Raw genomic sequence first — 5,158 nt, forward strand, 5'->3', positions numbered from 1 at the left:
TGGAAAGATTTTTTGGTTGAGGATGGACTCGCGGCCTATCAGCTTGTTGGTGAGGTAATGGCTCACCAAGGCGACGACGGGTAGCCGGCCTGAGAGGGTGACCGGCCACACTGGGACTGAGACACGGCCCAGACTCCTACGGGAGGCAGCAGTGGGGAATATTGCACAATGGGCGCAAGCCTGATGCAGCAACGCCGCGTGAGGGATGACGGCCTTCGGGTTGTAAACCTCTTTTAGTAGGGAAGAAGCGAAAGTGACGGTACCTGCAGAAAAAGCACCGGCTAACTACGTGCCAGCAGCCGCGGTAATACGTAGGGTGCAAGCGTTGTCCGGAATTATTGGGCGTAAAGAGCTCGTAGGCGGTTTGTCGCGTCTGCTGTGAAAACTGGAGGCTCAACCTCCAGCCTGCAGTGGGTACGGGCAGACTAGAGTGCGGTAGGGGAGATTGGAATTCCTGGTGTAGCGGTGGAATGCGCAGATATCAGGAGGAACACCGATGGCGAAGGCAGATCTCTGGGCCGTAACTGACGCTGAGGAGCGAAAGCGTGGGGAGCGAACAGGATTAGATACCCTGGTAGTCCACGCCGTAAACGTTGGGAACTAGATGTGGGGGCCATTCCACGGTCTCCGTGTCGCAGCTAACGCATTAAGTTCCCCGCCTGGGGAGTACGGCCGCAAGGCTAAAACTCAAAGGAATTGACGGGGGCCCGCACAAGCGGCGGAGCATGCGGATTAATTCGATGCAACGCGAAGAACCTTACCAAGGCTTGACATATACGAGAACGGGCCAGAAATGGTCAACTCTTTGGACACTCGTAAACAGGTGGTGCATGGTTGTCGTCAGCTCGTGTCGTGAGATGTTGGGTTAAGTCCCGCAACGAGCGCAACCCTCGTTCTATGTTGCCAGCACGTTATGGTGGGAACTCATAGGAGACTGCCGGGGTCAACTCGGAGGAAGGTGGGGATGACGTCAAATCATCATGCCCCTTATGTCTTGGGCTTCACGCATGCTACAATGGCCGGTACAAAGGGCTGCGATACCGTAAGGTGGAGCGAATCCCAAAAAGCCGGTCTCAGTTCGGATTGAGGTCTGCAACTCGACCTCATGAAGTCGGAGTCGCTAGTAATCGTGGATCAGCAACGCCACGGTGAATACGTTCCCGGGCCTTGTACACACCGCCCGTCAAGTCATGAAAGTCGGTAACACCCGAAGCCGGTGGCCCAACCCTTGTGGAGGGAGCTGTCGAAGGTGGGATCGGTGATTAGGACTAAGTCGTAACAAGGTAGCCGTACCGGAAGGTGCGGCTGGATCACCTCCTTTCTAAGGAGCAACTGGCAAGCATTGCTTGTCCAGAGGCCAGATCGAGGCATACGTCCTCGCTGGTAGCTCATGGGTGGAACATTGACATTGGTCGTCGGAGAAGCACTCTCCGGTCTAGTACAGCTCTTCGGGGCACGGAACGGTCGGGGTGGGTGAGAGCCGGCGACATGCACGCTGTTGGGTCCTGAGGGACCGGAACATCCTTGGTCTTCGGATCGGGGTGGACTGACTCTCTGGACCCTTTCGTCGTTTCCTTTTTCTTGAGGATTCGCTGGAGGGGTACCGCCCGTACTTTGAGAACTACACAGTGGACGCGAGCATCTTAGATTCAGGCTTTTAGCCTGGATCACAAAGATCAACAAGCACTTTCGAGTGCTGTAGATCATTGGTCAATTTCGCCGGACAATTTATTGTTCGGCTAAACGATTCAATAACTCATGTGATTTCAAGTTTCTAAGAGCAAACGGTGGATGCCTTGGCATCTGGAGCCGAAGAAGGACGTATAAATCTGCGATAAGCCTCGGGGAGCTGATAATAGAGCTTTGATCCGAGGATTTCCGAATGGGGAAACCCCGCCAGGCCCCTTGTGGTGACCTGGTGACTCCCGCCTGAATATATAGGGCGGGTAGAGGGAACGTGGGGAAGTGAAACATCTCAGTACCCACAGGAAGAGAAAACAACAGTGATTCCGTTAGTAGTGGCGAGCGAACCCGGAAGAGGCTAAACCGGTCATGTGTGATAGCCGGCAGGCGTTGCATGGTCGGGGTTGTGGGACTTTTCTGCTGTTACTGCCGTACAGCGAGCGTTACAACGAACTATAGGCGAATGGTCTTGAAAGGCCAGTCAGAGAGGGTGCCAACCCCGTAGCCGAAATGGTTCAATGGCGCGAAGAGTATCCCAAGTAGCACGGGGCCCGAGAAATCCCGTGTGAATCTGTCAGGACCACCTGATAAGCCTAAATACTCCCAGATGACCGATAGCGGACAAGTACCGTGAGGGAAAGGTGAAAAGTACCCCGGGAGGGGAGTGAAATAGTACCTGAAACCGTTTGCTTACAAACCGTTGGAGCACCCATTGTTGGTGTGACAGCGTGCCTTTTGAAGAATGAGCCTGCGAGTTAGTGATATGTGGCGAGGTTAACCCGTGAGGGGAATCCGTAGCGAAAGCGAGTCTTAATAGGGCGTTTGAGTCGCATGTTCTAGACCCGAAGCGAAGTGATCTATCCATGGCCAGGTTGAAGCGACGGTAAGACGTCGTGGAGGACCGAACCCACTTCAGTTGAAAATGGAGGGGATGAGCTGTGGATAGGGGTGAAAGGCCAATCAAACTTCGTGATAGCTGGTTCTCTCCGAAATGCATTTAGGTGCAGCGTTGCGTGTTTCTTGCCGGAGGTAGAGCTACTGGATAGCCGATGGGCCCCAAAAGGTTACTGACGTTAGCCAAACTCCGAATGCCGGTAAGTGAGAGCGCAGCAGTGAGACGGTGGGGGATAAGCTTCATCGTCGAGAGGGAAACAACCCAGACCACCAACTAAGGTCCCAAAGCGCGTGCTAAGTGGGAAAGGATGTGGAGTTGCACAGACAACCAGGAGGTTGGCTTAGAAGCAGCCACCCTTGAAAGAGTGCGTAATAGCTCACTGGTCAAGTGATTCCGCGCCGACAATGTAACGGGGCTCAAGCACGCCACCGAAGTTGTGGCATTCATATTAGTGGCAGGCCTTCGTGGTCCAGCCGTGTGGATGGGTAGGAGAGCGTCGTGTGGCCAGCGAAGCGGCGGTGTAAACCAGCCGTGGAGGCCACACGAGTGAGAATGCAGGCATGAGTAGCGAAAGACGGGTGAGAAACCCGTCCTCCGAAAGACCAAGGGTTCCAGGGCCAGGCTAATCCGCCCTGGGTAAGTCGGGACCTAAGGCGAGGCCGACAGGCGTAGTCGATGGACAACGGGTTGATATTCCCGTACTGACGAAGAACCGCCCAAGCCAATCCAGTAGTGCTAAGAGTCCTAACCCGGCTAGATGGATCCCTTCGGGGTGAAGCGTGCCGGTCTAACGCTCGAACCCGTCTGGTGCGGTTAGCGTATTAACAGGTGTGACGCAGGAAGGTAGCTGAGCCGGGCGATGGTTGTCCCGGTCTAAGGATGTAGGCCGAGAGATAGGCAAATCCGTCTCTCATATAAGGCTGAGACCCGATGGGTAGTCCTCACGGACGAAATCAGTGATCCTATGCTGCCAAGAAAAGCATCGACGCGAGGTTCCAGTCACCCGTACCCCAAACCGACTCAGGTGGTCAGGTAGAGAATACCAAGGAGATCGAGAGAATCGTGGTTAAGGAACTCGGCAAAATGCCCCCGTAACTTCGGGAGAAGGGGGGCCTGAGGCGTGAAGGGATTTACTCCTGGAGCGTTTGAAGGCCGCAGAGACCAGTGGGAAGCGACTGTTTACTAAAAACACAGGTCCGTGCCAAGTCGCAAGACGATGTATACGGACTGACGCCTGCCCGGTGCTGGAAGGTTAAGAGGAACGGTTAGCCGCAAGGCGAAGCTGAGAATTTAAGCCCCAGTAAACGGCGGTGGTAACTATAACCATCCTAAGGTAGCGAAATTCCTTGTCGGGTAAGTTCCGACCTGCACGAATGGCGTAACGACTTCCCAGCTGTCTCAACCGCGAACTCGGCGAAATTGCACTACGAGTAAAGATGCTCGTTACGCGCAGCAGGACGGAAAGACCCCGTGACCTTTACTACAGTTTGGTATTGGTGTTCGGTGTGGCTTGTGTAGGATAGGTGGGAGACTGTGAAGCTTGGACGCTAGTTCAGGTGGAGTCATTGTTGAAATACCACTCTGGTCACTCTGGATATCTAACTTCGAACCCTAATCGGGTTCAGGGACAGTGCCTGATGGGTAGTTTAACTGGGGCGGTTGCCTCCTAAAAAGTAACGGAGGCGCCCAAAGGTTCCCTCAATCTGGTTGGCAATCAGATGGCGAGTGTAAGTGCACAAGGGAGCTTGACTGTGAGACTGACAAGTCGAGCAGGGACGAAAGTCGGGACTAGTGATCCGGCAGTGGCTTGTGGAAGCGCTGTCGCTCAACGGATAAAAGGTACCTCGGGGATAACAGGCTGATCTTGCCCAAGAGTCCATATCGACGGCATGGTTTGGCACCTCGATGTCGGCTCGTCGCATCCTGGGGCTGGAGTAGGTCCCAAGGGTTGGGCTGTTCGCCCATTAAAGCGGTACGCGAGCTGGGTTTAGAACGTCGTGAGACAGTTCGGTCCCTATCCGCTGCGCGCGCAGGAAATTTGAAAGGATCTGACCCTAGTACGAGAGGACCGGGTTGGACGAACCTCTGGTGTGTCAGTTGTTCCGCCAGGAGCACCGCTGATTAGCTACGTTCGGGATGGATAACCGCTGAAAGCATCTAAGCGGGAAGCCGGCCTTGAGATGAGATTTCCATACCCTTCGGGGTGAGAGGCTCCCAGCTAGACTACTGGGTTGATAGGCAGGATGTGGAAGCGAGGACTAAAGACTCGTGGAGCTGACCTGTACTAATAAGCCGATAACTTGATAATCACTACACCCATACATGTTGTAAGGCTGGTATGGGTGGCCAAGATTGCTTGCGTCCACTATGTGGTTCTCGATGTACGGTCGAGAACCAAACAACACACGCTACGCGTGGATTGTTTGAAACTTCTAAAGACAGATACGTCTCTAGTGTTTCGGCGGCCATAGCGAGAGGGAAACGCCCGGTCACATTCCGAACCCGGAAGCTAAGACTCTCAGCGCCGATGGTACTGCAAGGGGGACCTTGTGGGAGAGTAGGACACCGCCGGACTTACTT

General features: G+C 54.4%; 3 rRNA genes. All 3 read left to right on the top strand.

The annotated features are described in order from the left end of the window. Positions 1-1,321: ribosomal RNA gene (locus ACN4JJ_RS20930) — 16S ribosomal RNA — on the top strand; the annotation flags it as partial. A 443-nt stretch (positions 1,322-1,764) separates the two neighbouring features. Beyond that, positions 1,765-4,886, top strand: a 23S ribosomal RNA gene (locus tag ACN4JJ_RS20935). A 149-nt stretch (positions 4,887-5,035) separates the two neighbouring features. Beyond that, a 5S ribosomal RNA gene (gene rrf / locus ACN4JJ_RS20940) occupies positions 5,036-5,152 on the top strand. Positions 5,153-5,158 lie beyond the last annotated feature (6 nt).

It is taken from the genome of Herbiconiux dendrobii (genome assembly GCF_052048175.1).
Taxonomy (GTDB): Bacteria; Actinomycetota; Actinomycetes; order Actinomycetales; family Microbacteriaceae; genus Herbiconiux.